Below are 13,170 nucleotides of genomic sequence, written 5' to 3' on the forward strand. Positions count from 1 at the left end.
CGGCGCTCCTGCCGTGGTTCACATGTCGGAGGACTCTTCTGTCGCGGCTTCCTCGCGCAGGCCGTCCTCGCTCACGCCGCGCCGCCAGTAGCCGACGAACGTGACGCGGCGGCGGTCGAGTTCACGCTCACGCACCAGATGACGGCGCAGCGCCTTCACACTGCCCGACTCGCCCGCGATCCAGGCATACGCAGTGCCTTCGGGCAACTCGGCCCCGCTCACCGCCTCCAGGGCCGAGAGCGCGCCTTCGTCCCGTACGAGCCAGGTGATGCGGGCGTCCGCCGCCGTCTTCAGGTCCTGGCGGTCCTCGGTGTGCGGCACCTCCAGCCAGACCCGGGCCTTCGTCCCGGCGGGCAGCCACTCCAGGATCGCCGCGGCGGCCGGCAGGGCCGTCTCGTCGGCCCAGATCAGCACCCAGTCGGTGTCCTCGGGCGGCCGGAAGCGTACGGCGGTGTTGTCGGCGATCGCGGGGCCGAGCACCATCACGCGGTGCCCGGGCGCGGCCTGCTGGGCCCAACGGCAGGCGGGCCCGCCATCGGCGTGGAGCGCGAAGTCGATGTCGACCTCATCGGAGTCCCGGCGCTGCTCCCGCACGGTGTACGAGCGCATCACGGCCCGTACGTCGTCGGGCAGCGCGCGCCAGGCCGCGAATATCGCACTGCCGTCGCCCGCGTCCACGGGCACGACCGGGGCCTGCTGGCCCGGGTGCGGCAGAAACAGCGAGAGGGACTGGTCGCGGCCTCCGGCGGCGAAGTCCTTGAGGGCCTCTCCAGCGAAAGTGATGCGGACCATGGACGGGCCGAGCCGCCTGGTCCGTACAACCTGCAGGTCGAAGAAGCGGAACGGGGCGAGCTCGGCAGTCGTCGTCATGGTCAGGCGACCTTCTTCGCGGTCTCGATGGCCTTGGCCAGGTCCTCGATGATCGGCGCGCACTTGTCGTAGGAGTAGATCGGCTCGGTGACGCGCGGGATGACCTGGCCGGCCTTGACGGCGGGCAGCCCGGCCCAGGTCGGCTTGGTCTTCAGCGAGTCGGCCTGCAGGGTTCCGGTGCGGTTGTCCAGGATGATGAGGTCGGCGCCGTACTTGCCGGCGTTCTCCCAGCTGAGCTCCTCGAAGAAGCCCTGTGCGTTCGGCTTGGGCTCGACGAACTTCACGCCAAGCTCCTGGAAGTACAGGGTGTCGGCGGACATCTTCGGTACGGAGACATAGAGAAGGTCCTGGCTGCCGGATCCGATCAGGACCTTGATGTCCGGCCGGGCCTTGGCGGCGGCGCGCAGCCGGGCCGCGCCCTTCTCGAAGCGGGCCTTGGCATCGGCCGCCTTCTTGCCCTTGACGTCACCGCCGAGCGACTCGGCGAGCTCGGCGTGGCGCTGCAGGGCCTTGGCCATCGTCGTCTCGGCCGCCCACAGCAGAACGCTGGGGGCCAGCTTCATGATCTTGTCCTTGGACTGCGGCGGTACGTACCACGGGTCGTTCTTGGCCCACATGTTGGTGATGAGCAGCTCGGGGTTGAGCGCCGCGTACTGCTCGATGTTGAACTTGCCGTAGACGTTGCCGAGGATGGTGACCTTGGTGACGTCGAGGTCGCCGGCCTGGACGTCGGGCTTGTCGTCCTTGGTCTTGGTCGGGCCGAACACGCCCTTGACCTCGACGCCGTAGTCGTGGAGGGCGGCGGCGGTGCCGGTGAAGGCGACGATGTTCTTCGGCGTGGACTTCAGCTTCACATCCGTGCCGCGGTCGTCCTTGAAGGACCAGGGGCCGGACTTCTCGGCGGACTTGCCCGTGCTGTCCTTGGTGTCCCCGCTGCCGCAGGCGGCCAGCACGGCGCCGAGCCCGAGGGCACTGCCCGCGGCGAGCACGCCGCGGCGGGTGGGGTGGGAGGGGCGGGCGTTGGGCATGATGATGTCCGCTTTCGTACGTGCCGGTTCGGCCACTGGCAGTTCGAGGATAGGTTAGCCTAACCTCACTCGCTGTCCAGTGCGCAGCCGGAAACCGGGCACGTCCGGTGGTCGGGGACCGAACCCGCACCGGGGACGACCGGAAGCCGGCCGTCCCCGTTCCTGCCCTCGGGCCGTATCAGCCCTCCGGGCGGCCTCAGCCGGTCAGGCCCAACTCCCTCGCGATCAGCATCCTTTGCACCTCGCTGGTGCCCTCGCCGATCTCCAGAATCTTGGAATCGCGCCACATCCTGGCCACCGGGTACTCGTTCATGAAGCCGTAGCCGCCGTGGATCTGGGTGGCCTCCCGGGCGTTGTCCACCGCGACCGTGGAGGAGTACAGCTTGGCGAGCGCCGCCTCCTTCTTGAACGGCTCGCCCAGCACCAGACGCGAGGCCGCGTCCCGCCAGCCGACCCGGGCCATGTGCGCCCGCATCTCCATATCGGCGAGCTTGAACTGGATGGCCTGGTTGTCACCGATCGGGCGGCCGAACGCGTGCCGCTCCTTGGCGTACTTCACGGACTCGTCCACACAGCCCTGCGCGAGCCCGGTCGCGAGCGCCGAGATGGCGATCCGGCCCTCGTCGAGGATGCGCAGGAACTGGGCGTATCCACGGCCCTCTTCGCCCAGCAGATTGGCCAGCGGCACCCGGACGTCGTCGAAGGACAGCTCCCGGGTGTCCGAGGCATTCCACCCGACCTTGGAGTACGGGGCCGCGACCGTGAAGCCGGGGGTGCCGGACGGCACGATGATCGAGGAGATCAGCGGCTTGCCCTCGGGCGTGCGACCGGTTACCGCGGTGACCGTGACCAGTCCGGTGATGTCCGTGCCGGAGTTGGTGATGAAGCACTTCGAGCCGTTGATCACCCACTCGTCGCCGTCGCGGACGGCCGTCGTCCGCGTACCGCCCGCGTCCGAGCCGGCGCCGGGCTCGGTCAGCCCGAACGCGCCGAGCAGCTCGCCCGAGCAGAGCCGGGGCAGCCACTCCTGCTTCTGCTCCTCGGTGCCGAAGCGGTACACGGGCATCGCGCCCAGCGAGACACCCGCCTCCAGAGTGATCGCGACGGACGAGTCGACGCGGGCCAGCTCCTCCAGGGCGATGCCGAGAGCGAGATAGTCGCCGCCCATGCCGCCGTACTCCTCGGGGAAAGGCAGCCCGAACAGGCCCATGCGGCCCATCTCGCGGACGATCTCGTACGGGAACTCATGGCGCTCGTAGAAGTCGCCGATCTTCGGCGCGACGACGTCGTGCGCGAACGCCTCGACGGTGCGGCGCAGTTCCTCGTGTTCAGGGGTGAGGCGATGGTCGAGCGACATTGCTACGACTCCTTGTGGGAGAGGGCACGTACGGTGCGGGAGGGGCTGGGACGACCCAGCTGTTCGGCCATCCACACGCTGGTGGCGGTGAGCCGGCCGAGGTCGACCCCGGTCTCGATGCCGAGGCCGTCGAGCATCCACACGAGGTCTTCGGTGGCGAGGTTTCCGGTCGCGCTCTTCGCGTACGGGCAGCCGCCCAGGCCGCCCGCGGAGGCATCCACGGTTCCCACTCCGTGCTGGAGCGCGGCGAGAGTGTTGGCCAGGGCCTGGCCGTAGGTGTCGTGGAAGTGCACACCGATGGCGCTGGTGGGCACGCCCTCCTCGTTGAGCTGCGCGAGAAGCGCCAGCACATGGCCGGGCGTGGCCACGCCGATGGTGTCGCCGAGGCTCAGCTCGTCGCAGCCGAGATCCATGAGCTGCTTGGCCACCCGCACGACCTGGTGGACCGGGACCGGGCCCTCCCACGGGTCGCCGAAGCACATGGAGAGATAGCCGCGGACATGGATCTTGTCGGCGCGCGCCTTGGCGACGACCGGCTCGAACATGGCGAGCGACTCGTCGACGCTGCGGTTGAGATTGCGCTGCGCGAAGGTCTCGGTCGCGGACCCGAACACGGCGATCCTGCGCGCGCCGAGGGCAATGGCCCGCTCCAGGCCGCGTTCGTTCGGCACGAGGACGGGCAGCGCGACGCCCTCGATGTCGCCGAGGAGGGGGAACAGCTGCTCGGCGTCGGCAAGTTGGGGCACCCACTTGGGGTGCACAAAGCTGGTCGCCTCGATCGTGGTCAGCCCGGCGTCGGCGAGCCGGTGGATGAACTCGGCCTTGACCTCGGTGGGGACCACCGACTGCTCGTTCTGCAGCCCGTCGCGGGCGCCGACCTCGTGGATACGGACGCGGGGCGGCAGATCCTGCGCGGGGACCTCCATGGGCAGCCCGTCGGTCATGCCTCCTCCTCCCTCGGGGTGACGACGGCCAGGACCTGGTCCATGGCGACGGTCGTGCCGGGTGTGACGTCGAGCTCGGTGACGGTGCCGGCGTGCGGGGCGGAGATGACGTGCTCCATCTTCATCGCCTCGACGACGAGCAGGCTCTGGCCCGCGTCGACCTCGTCCCCGACGCCGACCTTGACGACGGTGACGGTGCCGGGCATGGGCGCGGCGAGCGTGTCCACACCGGCCCGCGCGGCGCCGGTGAGGCTCGCCTCGACGGGGTCGTGGTCCAGGACATGCCAGCTGTCGCCGTCCCGCCCGAGCCAGGTCCCCTCCGGGGAGGGGGCGTGGGTGAAGGTGTGGGTGACACCGTCGAGTTCGACGGTGACGTGGCCTGCGGCGGCGTGGACGAGCCGGGTGCGGGCGGGGAGCTTTTCCTCCACCTCGCCGGGTGCTGCCCTCACCTCGCCGGGTGCTGCCACGGCTTCGCCGGGCAGGAGTTCCGCGTCCGTCGCTCTGCCGCGCACGCGAAGCGTCACCGGGTCGTGGCTCGGTACCCGGAAGTCGCGGACCGTCCAGGCGGGGACGCCGCCCAGGCGCCAGCCGTTGGCCACCCCGAAAGGATCCGTCCAGCCCCCGGCAGCCACGCCGCGGAGCCGCAATTCCCCCTGCGCCAGCAGCGCCGCCGTCGCGTACACCTCGTCCGGCACACCCACCGGCACCAGGCCCGGCCCCTCCCGCTCCACCAGCCCCGTGTCCAAGTCGCCCGAGACCACGTCCGGATGGGCCAGCAGCCGGCGCAGGAAGCCCGCGTTCGTCGGGACGCCGAGGGTGACCGTGTCCGCGAGGGCCGCCCGCAGCCGGCGCAGTGCCGTCGCGCGGTCCGGGCCGTACGCGATGACCTTCGACAGCATCGGGTCGTACAGGCTGCCGACCTCGGTGCCCTGGGTGAGCCCGGAGTCGGTGCGCACACCGTCGCTCTGTGGCTCGTGCAGCGCGAGCACCGTACCGCCGGAGGGCAAAAAGCCCCGTGCCGGGTCCTCCGCGCAGACACGGGCCTCGATCGCATGGCCCGTGAGCGTGATGTCCTCCTGCGCGAACGGCAGTTGCTCGCCCGCCGCGACCCGCAGCTGCCACTCCACCAGGTCAAGACCGGTGATGAGCTCGGTCACCGGGTGCTCGACCTGGAGGCGGGTGTTCATCTCCATGAAGTAGTACGCGGACGGGTCATTGCCCGGGACGATGAACTCGACCGTGCCCGCCCCCCGGTAGCCGCACGAGCGGGCCGCCTGCACCGCCGCCTCGCCCATCGCGGCGCGGGTCTTCTCGTCGAGCAGGACGGACGGCGCCTCCTCGATGATCTTCTGGTGGCGGCGTTGCAAGGAGCACTCGCGCTCGCCGAGATGGACCACATGGCCATGGCCGTCCGCCAGGACCTGGATCTCGATGTGCCGGGGCCGGTCGATCCACCGCTCCACGAGCAGCGTGTCGTCGCCGAAGGAGGCGCGCGCCTCGCGGCGGGCCGCCGCGATCTCCTCGAGCAGCGCGGACTCGACCCGGGTGAGCCGCATGCCCTTGCCGCCGCCGCCCGCCGAGGGCTTCAGCAGCACCGGCATGCCGATCTCCCGTGCGGCATCGGCCAGTTGATCGTCGGTCAGGCCCGATCCCGAGGAGCCGGGCACCACGGGCACACCCGCCGCCCGCACCGTCTCCTTCGCGCGGATCTTGTCGCCCATCAGGGAGATGGCTTCGGCGGACGGGCCGATGAAGACCAGGCCCGCATCCGCGCAGGCCTGCGCGAAGCCCGCGTTCTCCGCGAGGAAGCCATAGCCAGGGTGGACCGCTTCCGCGCCCGTGCGCGCGGCGGCCTCCAGCAGGCGTTCCACCGAGAGATAGCTCTCGGCCGCGGGTGCGGGGCCGATGCGGACCGCGGTGTCCGCCTCCCGTACATGCCGGGCATCGGCGTCGGCGTCGCTGAAGACGGCGACCGAGCGGATGCCCATCGCGCGCAGCGTGCGGATGACGCGCACCGCGATCTCGCCCCGGTTGGCGACAAGGACTGTGCTGAACATCGTCATGGTCCGTCTCACATCCGGAAGACGCCGAAGGCGGGGTCGGTCAACGGGGCATTGGCGCAGGCGGTGAGCGCGAGACCGAGCACCTGGCGGGTCTCCAGCGGGTCGATCACACCGTCGTCCCAGAGCCGGGCCGTCGCGTAGTACGCATTGCCCTGGGACTCGTACTGGGCCCGGATCGGGCTCTTGAAGGTCTCTTCGTCCTCCGCGGACCACGTTTCGCCGCGGCCCTCCAACTGGTCGCGCTTCACCGTGGCCAGCACCGAGGCGGCCTGCTCGCCGCCCATCACCGAGATCTTGGCGTTGGGCCACATCCACAGGAAGCGCGGGGAGTACGCCCGGCCGCACATCGAGTAGTTCCCCGCGCCGTAAGAACCGCCGATGACGACCGTCAGCTTCGGCACGCGCGTGCAGGCCACGGCTGTGACCATCTTGGCGCCGTGCTTGGCGATGCCGCCCGCCTCGTAGTCGCGGCCGACCATGAAGCCCGAGATGTTCTGCAGGAAGAGCAGGGGGATGCCGCGCTGGTCGCACAGTTCGATGAAGTGCGCGCCCTTCTGGGCGGATTCGGAGAACAGGATGCCGTTGTTGGCGACGATGCCGACCGGGTGGCCGTGGATGCGGGCGAAGCCGGTGATGAGGGTCTGTCCGAACTCGGACTTGAACTCCTGGAACCGGGAGCCGTCCACGACCCGGGCGATCACCTCACGCACGTCATAGGGGGTGCGGGAGTCCACCGGCACCGCGCCGTAAAGACCGGCGGGATCGACCTTGGGCTCCTCGGCCGGTTCGACCGACCAGGGGAGCGGGCCGCGCTCGGGGAGCGTCGCCACGATGTTCCGTACGATCCGCAGCGCGTGGGCGTCGTCCTCGGCGAGATGGTCGGTGACTCCGGAGATACGGGAGTGGACCTCGCCGCCGCCGAGCTCCTCGGCCGTGACGACCTCGCCGGTCGCGGCCTTCACCAGGGGCGGGCCGCCGAGGAAGATCGTGCCCTGGTTGCGTACGATGACGGCCTCGTCGCTCATCGCCGGGACATACGCCCCGCCGGCCGTGCAGGAGCCGAGGACCGCGGCGATCTGGGGGATGCCGGCGCCGGACATCCGGGCCTGGTTGTAGAAGATCCGCCCGAAGTGCTCGCGGTCGGGGAAGACCTCGTCCTGCATGGGCAGGAAGGCGCCGCCGGAGTCGACGAGATAGACGCAGGGCAGGCGGTTCTCCAGCGCCACCTCCTGGGCGCGCAGATGCTTCTTGACCGTCATGGGGTAGTACGTGCCGCCCTTGACGGTGGCGTCATTGGCGACGACGACGACCTCGCGGCCGCTGACCCGGCCGATGCCCGCGATGACGCCTGCCGCCGGGGCCTGACCCCCGTACATCCCCTCGGCCGCGAGGGGCGCCAGCTCCAGGAAGGGCGAGCCCGGGTCGAGGAGGGTGTCCACGCGGTCGCGGGGCAGCAGCTTTCCGCGCGCGGTGTGGCGCGCGCGGGCCTTCTCGCCGCCGCCCTCGCGGGCCGCGACGAGCTTGGCGCGCAGGGCGTCGGCCAGTTCTTGGTGCGCCGCCTCATTGGCCTGCCAGGCCGGGGAGGCGGGATCTGCCGCGCTCGCCAGCACAGGTGCCTGCTGCATCGCTCGAGCTCCCTTGCTCGGTTAATGAGCGTTAACGTGTTTCACCTAGGTTAACGACCGCTAACACCTCTGTCTAGAATGAATTCTCATGAGCACCAGGACCGCGGCACCGACGCGACGCGAGCAGATCCTCAAGGAGGCCGCGCGCCTCTTCGCCGAGCGCGGCTTCCACGGCGTGGGCGTCGACGAGATAGGAGCCGCGGTCGGTATCAGCGGCCCGGGTCTGTACCGCCATTTCCCGGGCAAGGACGCGATGCTCGCGGAACTGCTCGTGGGCATCAGTGAGCGCCTGCTGAGCGGCGGCCGGCTGCGGGTCGAGGAGGCGGCGGCCGACCCCGAGGTGCTGCTGGCCGCCCTCATCGACGGCCACATCGACTTCGCGCTCGACGACCGTCCACTGATCACCCTGCACGACCGGGAGCTGGACCGCCTGCGGGACAGCGACCGCAAGCTGGTGCGGCAGCTGCAGCGGCAGTACGTCGAACTGTGGGTCACGGCGGTCCGTGACCTGCACCCGGACGTCGCGGAATCGGAAGCCCGCGCGGCGGTCCACGCGGTCTTCGGCCTGCTCAACTCGACGCCGCACCTGGGCTCGTACGGCAGCGGCCTGCCGGGCCGCGCTGCGACGGAGACGCTGCTGCGCCGTCTGGCGCACGGGGCGTTCGCCTCGCTCACGGGCTGACGGCTGGGTTCCGCCCGTGGCCCGCCGCAGGTCCGCGCGCGACACGTCCAGGGTTCGGGACGACGGGTGCCGGCGGGGCACCTGACGGCACAATGGGCTTCATGCCGATACCCAGCCGTGCCGCCCTTGTCGATCACCTCGTCCGCTCACGTATCGCCGGAGATGTCGCCACCCCCCGCGACAACAACCTCTCCCACTACCGCAAGCTCGCCAACGGCGACCGCCACTACTGGCTCGGCCTGGAGCTCGGGGACCGCTGGACCGACGAGCAGGACGTGCTGGCAGTGATGGCCGAGCGGTGCGGTGTCAGCGACGACCCCGAGCACCGGAGCGGACAGGACACCATCGACCCGGAGCTGACCGTCGACGCGCTGGAGCGGCTCGCCGCGCGGCTGCGCAAGGCCGTCGCCGGGCAGGAGCGGGTGCTGTTCGCGACCGGGCATCCGGGCGGGCTGCTGGACGTGCACCGGCAGACGGCCGACGCGCTGCGGGCGGCCGGGTGCGAGATCGTACGGATTCCGGGCGGGCTCACGGCGGACGAGGGCATGGTCTTCCAGTTCGCGGACGTCGCGATGCTGGAGCGCGGCGCGACCCTGTGGCACACGCACTCACCGGCACCCATGGCCGCGATCCTGGACGGCCTGGAGAGGGACGGCAGACCCCAGCCCGACCTCGTGGTCGCCGACCACGGCTGGGCCGGGTGCGCGGGGCAGCGCGGCCTGGACTCGGTCGGGTATGCGGACAGCAACGACCCGGCGCTGTTCATCGGCGAGGCGGAGGGCACCCTCCAGGTGACCGTCCCGCTGGACGACCATGTCACGGACCCGCGCTTCTACGACCCGATGACGGCCTATCTGCTGGACGCGGCGGGGCTCGTCTGAACCGTCAGCGGGGGACGCGGACCACGCCCTCCTGGATGACCGTGATCGCAAGACGCCCGTCCTGCGTGTAGATCCGGGCCTGCCCCAGGCCCCGGCCGCCGGACGCCGACGGCGACTCCTGGTCGTACAGCAGCCATTCGTCCGCCCTGAAGGGCCGGTGGAACCACATCGCGTGGTCCAGCGACGCGCCCACCACGTCGCCGACGGCCCAGCCGCCGCGCCCGTGCGCCAGCAGCACCGAGTCGAGCAGCGTCATGTCGGAGACGTATGTGGCGAGGCAGACGTGCAGCAGGGGGTCGTCGGCAAGCTTGCCGTTCGTACGGAACCACACCTGCGAGCGCGGCTCGCGGGGCTGTCCGACGCTGCCCCACGGGGGTACGTCGGCGTAGCGCAGATCCACCGCGGCCCGCGCCTCCACGAGCCGCTTGGCGACGTGCGGTGGCAGATGACGGGGCAGCATCTCGGCCGCGGTCGGCAGCGTCTCCGGAGCCGGCGCGGACGGCATCGCCGCCTGGTGCTCCAGGCCCTCCTCGTACGTCTGGAAAGACGCCGAGAGATGGAAGATCGGCTGGCCGTGCTGGACGGCGACGACCCGGCGCGTGGTGAAGGAGCGGCCGTCGCGGATGCGGTCGACCGTGTAGACGATCGGCGCCCCGGGGTCGCCCATGCGCAGGAAGTACGCGTGCAGGGAGTGGGCCGTGCGGTCCTCGGGGACGGTGCGGCCCGCGGCGACCAGCGCCTGCGCGGCGACCTGGCCGCCGAAGACGCGCGGTACCACGGCGGAGCGCGACCGCCCCCGGAAGATGTCCTGCTCGATCCGCTCGAGGTCGAGCAGATCGAGCAGGGCGTCAAGTGCTGAGCTCATGAGGTGAAGGTAGTTGAATGCTTACTCAACTGCCTTACAGGCCCATGGACTTCGCGATGATCGACTTCATGACCTCGCTGGTGCCGCCGTAGATGCGGTTGACGCGGTTGTCGGTGTACAGCCGGGCGATCGGGTACTCGTTCATGTAGCCGTAACCGCCGTGCAGCTGAAGGCACTTGTCGATGACGCGGTGCGCGACCTCGGTGCAGAACAGCTTCGCGGACGCCGCCTCGGCGGCGGACAGCTCGCCCGCGTCCAGCGCCTCCAGGGCGCGGTCGGCGACGGCCTCGGCGGCGTCCACCTCGGCCTGGCAGGCGGCCAGCTCGAACTTGGTGTTCTGGAAGTGCGCGACCGGCTTGCCGAAGACCGTGCGGTCCTGCACGTACTGCTGGGCGAACCGGACGGCGGCCTTGGCCTGCGCGTACGCGCCGAACGCGATCCCCCAGCGCTCGGACGGCAGGTTCTGGCCGAGGTAGTAGAAGCCCTTGTTCTCCTCGCCGAGCAGGTCCTCGACCGGGACCTTGACGTCGACGAAGGCCAGCTCGGCGGTGTCGGAGGTGCGCAGGCCGAGCTTGTCCAGCTTGCGGCCGACCGAGTAGCCCTCCGACTTGGTGTCCACCGCGAACAGCGAGATGCCGAAGCGGCGGTCGTCCTCGCGCGGGGCGGAGGTGCGGGCGCACACGATCACGCGGTCGGCGTGCACACCACCGGTGATGAAGGTCTTGGCGCCGTTGAGGACGTAGTGCGTGCCGTCCTCGGAGAGCTTGGCGGTGGTCTTCATGCCCGCGACGTCGGAGCCGGTGCCCGGCTCGGTCATCGCCAGGGCCCACATCTCCTCGCCGGTGACGAACTTCGGCAGGTAGTTCTTCTTCTGCTCATCGGTGGCGAGCAGCTTGATGTAGGGGAGAGCGAGCAGCACGTGTACGCCGGAGCCGCCGAAGTTGACGCCCGCCCGCGAGGTCTCCTCGTAGAGCACGGCCTCGAACTTGTGCGTGTCCAGGCCTGCGCCACCGAATTCCTCGGGGACGTTGATGCCGAAGACGCCCAGCTCACCGAGCTTGTAGTAGAAGTCGCGAGGCGCCTGGCCGGCCGCGAACCACTCGTCGTAGACCGGAACGACCTCGGCCTCGATGAAGGCGCGTATGGTCTCGCGGAACGCCTCGTGGTCCTCGTTGAAAACGGTACGGCGCACGGACGCCTCCTCGTGACTGTGTGGGTACGCTGCGCTGTCTAAGCGCTTGCTCAGCTCTAAGTTACCCGGCGGTCGCAAGTGCTGTCCAGGGTCGTGAGTGGTCGTCCGCGTCACAGCGAGCGCAGCGCGAACCACAGCTCCATCCGTACGTCCGGATCGTCCAGGTCCTCCTCCAGCAGCGTCGCGCAGCGCGCGATGCGCTGGCGGACGGTGTTGCGATGGACCTCCATCGCGGTGGCGGTGCGATCCCAGCTGCCGTGCAGGGAAAGCCAGTTGCGCAGCGTGTCGAGCAGGGCGGGGGAGTCCGCGAGAGGGGCCAGGCGCAGACGCGCGTGGGCAGCGGCCTCCTCGGGGGACAGCAGTGCGGACAGCGAGGTCCCGCGGTGTCTGACCAGGTCGGTACGGGTGGCCGCTGCGCGGTGGACGGCTCTGGCCGCCTGGGTGTCGGCGGCGGGAAGTTCCTGCGGGCTCACGGGGGCGCTGACGCCCAGGATCCAGCCGGGCTGCGGGGTGACCTCGTGGTCGGCCGGCAGCAGGATGCGTACGGTCCCGTCGTCGGCGGGGTCGACGAGCGCGCTGCCGAGCGCGGCGCCGAGCGCGGACGCGTCCAAGCGGGTGCCGCGGCCGCCACGCGCGTGTACGACGGTCCACCGCTCGGCCCCGAGCAGCCGCGCGGCCTCCTCGGGCCCGGCCCCCAGCAGCAGCCGTACGAGTGCGGCACTGCGCCCGGTGCCGTCGGCGCCCTGGTGGGGCGCGGTCAGCAACGAGAGCAGCACGACGGCGACCCCGGCGACAGTGTGATCGCCGGCCTCCCGCGCGGGGGTGGCAAGCCCGAGGGTGAACCCCTGGCTGCCCCCGAGGGCGTATGCGGCGAGATGCGCCCCGGGGATGCTGTCACTGGCGGACGCGGGCGCGGGCCCTTCCGCCCCGCCCGACGGCGGGTTCACCACGCGCGCCAGGCGCGCCAACGCCGCCGCCGCCTCCGGGACGGGCGCGCGGCCCGCCGTGGACAGTTCTGTGGCGTCCGGGCCCAGCAGGACCGCCTGGCCTTCCAGGCGGGATGCCAGTTGGTGCAGGACCGCCGGAACCGGGTCCGGGCGGGCCGCAGCCGCGGCGAGGCCCTGCTGGGCCTGGGTGACCCGGCGCAGTTCCCGGTGGCGTGCCTCCGCCATCAGCCGCCACACCGCCCGTGCCACCGCCGTGAACGTGGTCTGCGGCGGCACCTCCAGCAGCGGCAGCCCATGCCGGTCGCACGCCTCGATCAGGGCCGCGGGCACCGTGTCGTACACCGGCGCGAGCCCGAATCCCAGCGCCGCGGCGCCCGCCTGCACGATGCGTGACACATATCTGTCGGGGTCCTTCAGCAGCACCCCCGCGCTCAGCAGCAGCTCCCCGCCGAGCAGATACGGATAGGGATCCTCCATCTCGGAGGTGTGCACCATGTGCACCGCCGCGCCCGCCTCCACCGGCCCGGCGATCTGCCGCAGGCCCAGTTCCTCGCGTGCGAGCAGTGCGACGAGAGGGATCGGTGGGGTGGGCGGGGCTGCCGCGGTCTCCGGCATGGACAGTCCATCCATAGGCGGTATCAACAATGGATGAAACGTACACTTCAGCGTTTCTTTCCGGCCACCTAGCGTCGTCAGACAACAAGACCTGAGGACCC

General features: G+C 70.8%; 11 protein-coding genes. 2 read left to right on the plus strand and 9 right to left on the minus strand.

Going from position 1 to position 13,170, the window contains the following annotated elements; all coding sequences use genetic code 11:
- Nucleotides 1-18: 18 nt before the first annotated feature.
- The 6 genes from OG729_RS25260 to OG729_RS25285 all read right to left on the minus strand — a co-directional run bounded on the left by OG729_RS25260 (nt 19) and on the right by OG729_RS25285 (nt 7,887).
- Nucleotides 19-870, minus strand: coding sequence for a siderophore-interacting protein (locus OG729_RS25260; RefSeq protein WP_405808187.1), 852 nt, complete (start codon nt 868-870; stop codon nt 19-21).
- Nucleotides 871-872: 2 nt separating this feature from the next.
- Nucleotides 873-1,898, minus strand: a complete 1,026-nt coding sequence (locus tag OG729_RS25265) for an ABC transporter substrate-binding protein (RefSeq protein WP_405811274.1) — start codon at nt 1,896-1,898, stop codon at nt 873-875.
- Nucleotides 1,899-2,094: 196 nt separating this feature from the next.
- Complete coding sequence (locus OG729_RS25270) at nt 2,095-3,255, minus strand: acyl-CoA dehydrogenase family protein (protein ID WP_405808188.1); 1,161 nt, start codon at nt 3,253-3,255, stop codon at nt 2,095-2,097.
- Between the two features lie 2 nt (nt 3,256-3,257).
- A complete protein-coding gene (locus tag OG729_RS25275) occupies nt 3,258-4,199 on the minus strand; it encodes a hydroxymethylglutaryl-CoA lyase (RefSeq protein WP_405808189.1) in 942 nt (313 codons plus the stop codon).
- Nucleotides 4,196-6,256, minus strand: a complete 2,061-nt coding sequence (locus OG729_RS25280; RefSeq protein ID WP_405811276.1) for an acetyl-CoA carboxylase biotin carboxylase subunit — start codon at nt 6,254-6,256, stop codon at nt 4,196-4,198. The genes OG729_RS25275 and OG729_RS25280 overlap by 4 nt, the downstream gene beginning before the upstream one ends.
- A 14-nt stretch (nt 6,257-6,270) precedes the next feature.
- On the minus strand, nt 6,271-7,887 hold the full coding sequence (locus tag OG729_RS25285; RefSeq protein ID WP_405808190.1) for a carboxyl transferase domain-containing protein: 1,617 nt from the start codon (nt 7,885-7,887) through the stop codon (nt 6,271-6,273).
- Nucleotides 7,888-7,975: 88 nt separating this feature from the next.
- Between OG729_RS25285 and OG729_RS25290 the strand changes: the two genes are divergently transcribed.
- Together OG729_RS25290 and OG729_RS25295 are read left to right on the plus strand one after the other, a co-directional pair.
- Complete coding sequence (locus tag OG729_RS25290; protein ID WP_360872429.1) at nt 7,976-8,569, plus strand: TetR/AcrR family transcriptional regulator; 594 nt, start codon at nt 7,976-7,978, stop codon at nt 8,567-8,569.
- A gap of 101 nt (nt 8,570-8,670) precedes the next feature.
- On the plus strand, nt 8,671-9,450 hold the full coding sequence (locus tag OG729_RS25295) for a phosphatase (RefSeq protein ID WP_405808191.1): 780 nt from the start codon (nt 8,671-8,673) through the stop codon (nt 9,448-9,450).
- Nucleotides 9,451-9,454: 4 nt separating this feature from the next.
- Here OG729_RS25295 and tesB read toward each other — a convergent pair whose 3' ends face one another.
- The 3 genes from tesB to OG729_RS25310 form a co-directional block, all read right to left on the minus strand.
- Nucleotides 9,455-10,315, minus strand: a complete 861-nt coding sequence (tesB, locus tag OG729_RS25300) for an acyl-CoA thioesterase II (RefSeq protein ID WP_405808192.1) — start codon at nt 10,313-10,315, stop codon at nt 9,455-9,457.
- Nucleotides 10,316-10,349: 34 nt separating this feature from the next.
- Complete coding sequence (locus OG729_RS25305; protein WP_360872418.1) at nt 10,350-11,507, minus strand: acyl-CoA dehydrogenase family protein; 1,158 nt, start codon at nt 11,505-11,507, stop codon at nt 10,350-10,352.
- 110 nt (nt 11,508-11,617) lie between these two features.
- Complete coding sequence (locus OG729_RS25310; protein WP_405808193.1) at nt 11,618-13,069, minus strand: PucR family transcriptional regulator; 1,452 nt, start codon at nt 13,067-13,069, stop codon at nt 11,618-11,620.
- Nucleotides 13,070-13,170 lie beyond the last annotated feature (101 nt).

It is taken from the genome of Streptomyces sp. NBC_00210 (assembly GCF_045160975.1).
Taxonomy (GTDB): Bacteria; Actinomycetota; Actinomycetes; order Streptomycetales; family Streptomycetaceae; genus Streptomyces.

Excerpts from the sequence above, each read along its gene's own strand:
- OG729_RS25260 (WP_405808187.1), bottom strand. The coding sequence starts at position 870 with ATGACGACGACTGCCGAGCTCGCCCCGTTCCGCTTCTTCGACCTGCAG.
- OG729_RS25265 (WP_405811274.1), bottom strand. The coding sequence starts at position 1,898 with ATGCCCAACGCCCGCCCCTCCCACCCCACCCGCCGCGGCGTGCTCGCC.
- OG729_RS25270 (WP_405808188.1), bottom strand. The coding sequence starts at position 3,255 with ATGTCGCTCGACCATCGCCTCACCCCTGAACACGAGGAACTGCGCCGC.
- OG729_RS25275 (WP_405808189.1), bottom strand. The coding sequence starts at position 4,199 with ATGACCGACGGGCTGCCCATGGAGGTCCCCGCGCAGGATCTGCCGCCC.
- OG729_RS25280 (WP_405811276.1), bottom strand. The coding sequence starts at position 6,256 with ATGTTCAGCACAGTCCTTGTCGCCAACCGGGGCGAGATCGCGGTGCGC.
- OG729_RS25285 (WP_405808190.1), bottom strand. The coding sequence starts at position 7,887 with ATGCAGCAGGCACCTGTGCTGGCGAGCGCGGCAGATCCCGCCTCCCCG.
- OG729_RS25290 (WP_360872429.1), top strand. The coding sequence starts at position 7,976 with ATGAGCACCAGGACCGCGGCACCGACGCGACGCGAGCAGATCCTCAAG.
- OG729_RS25295 (WP_405808191.1), top strand. The coding sequence starts at position 8,671 with ATGCCGATACCCAGCCGTGCCGCCCTTGTCGATCACCTCGTCCGCTCA.
- tesB (WP_405808192.1), bottom strand. The coding sequence starts at position 10,315 with ATGAGCTCAGCACTTGACGCCCTGCTCGATCTGCTCGACCTCGAGCGG.
- OG729_RS25310 (WP_405808193.1), bottom strand. The coding sequence starts at position 13,069 with ATGCCGGAGACCGCGGCAGCCCCGCCCACCCCACCGATCCCTCTCGTC.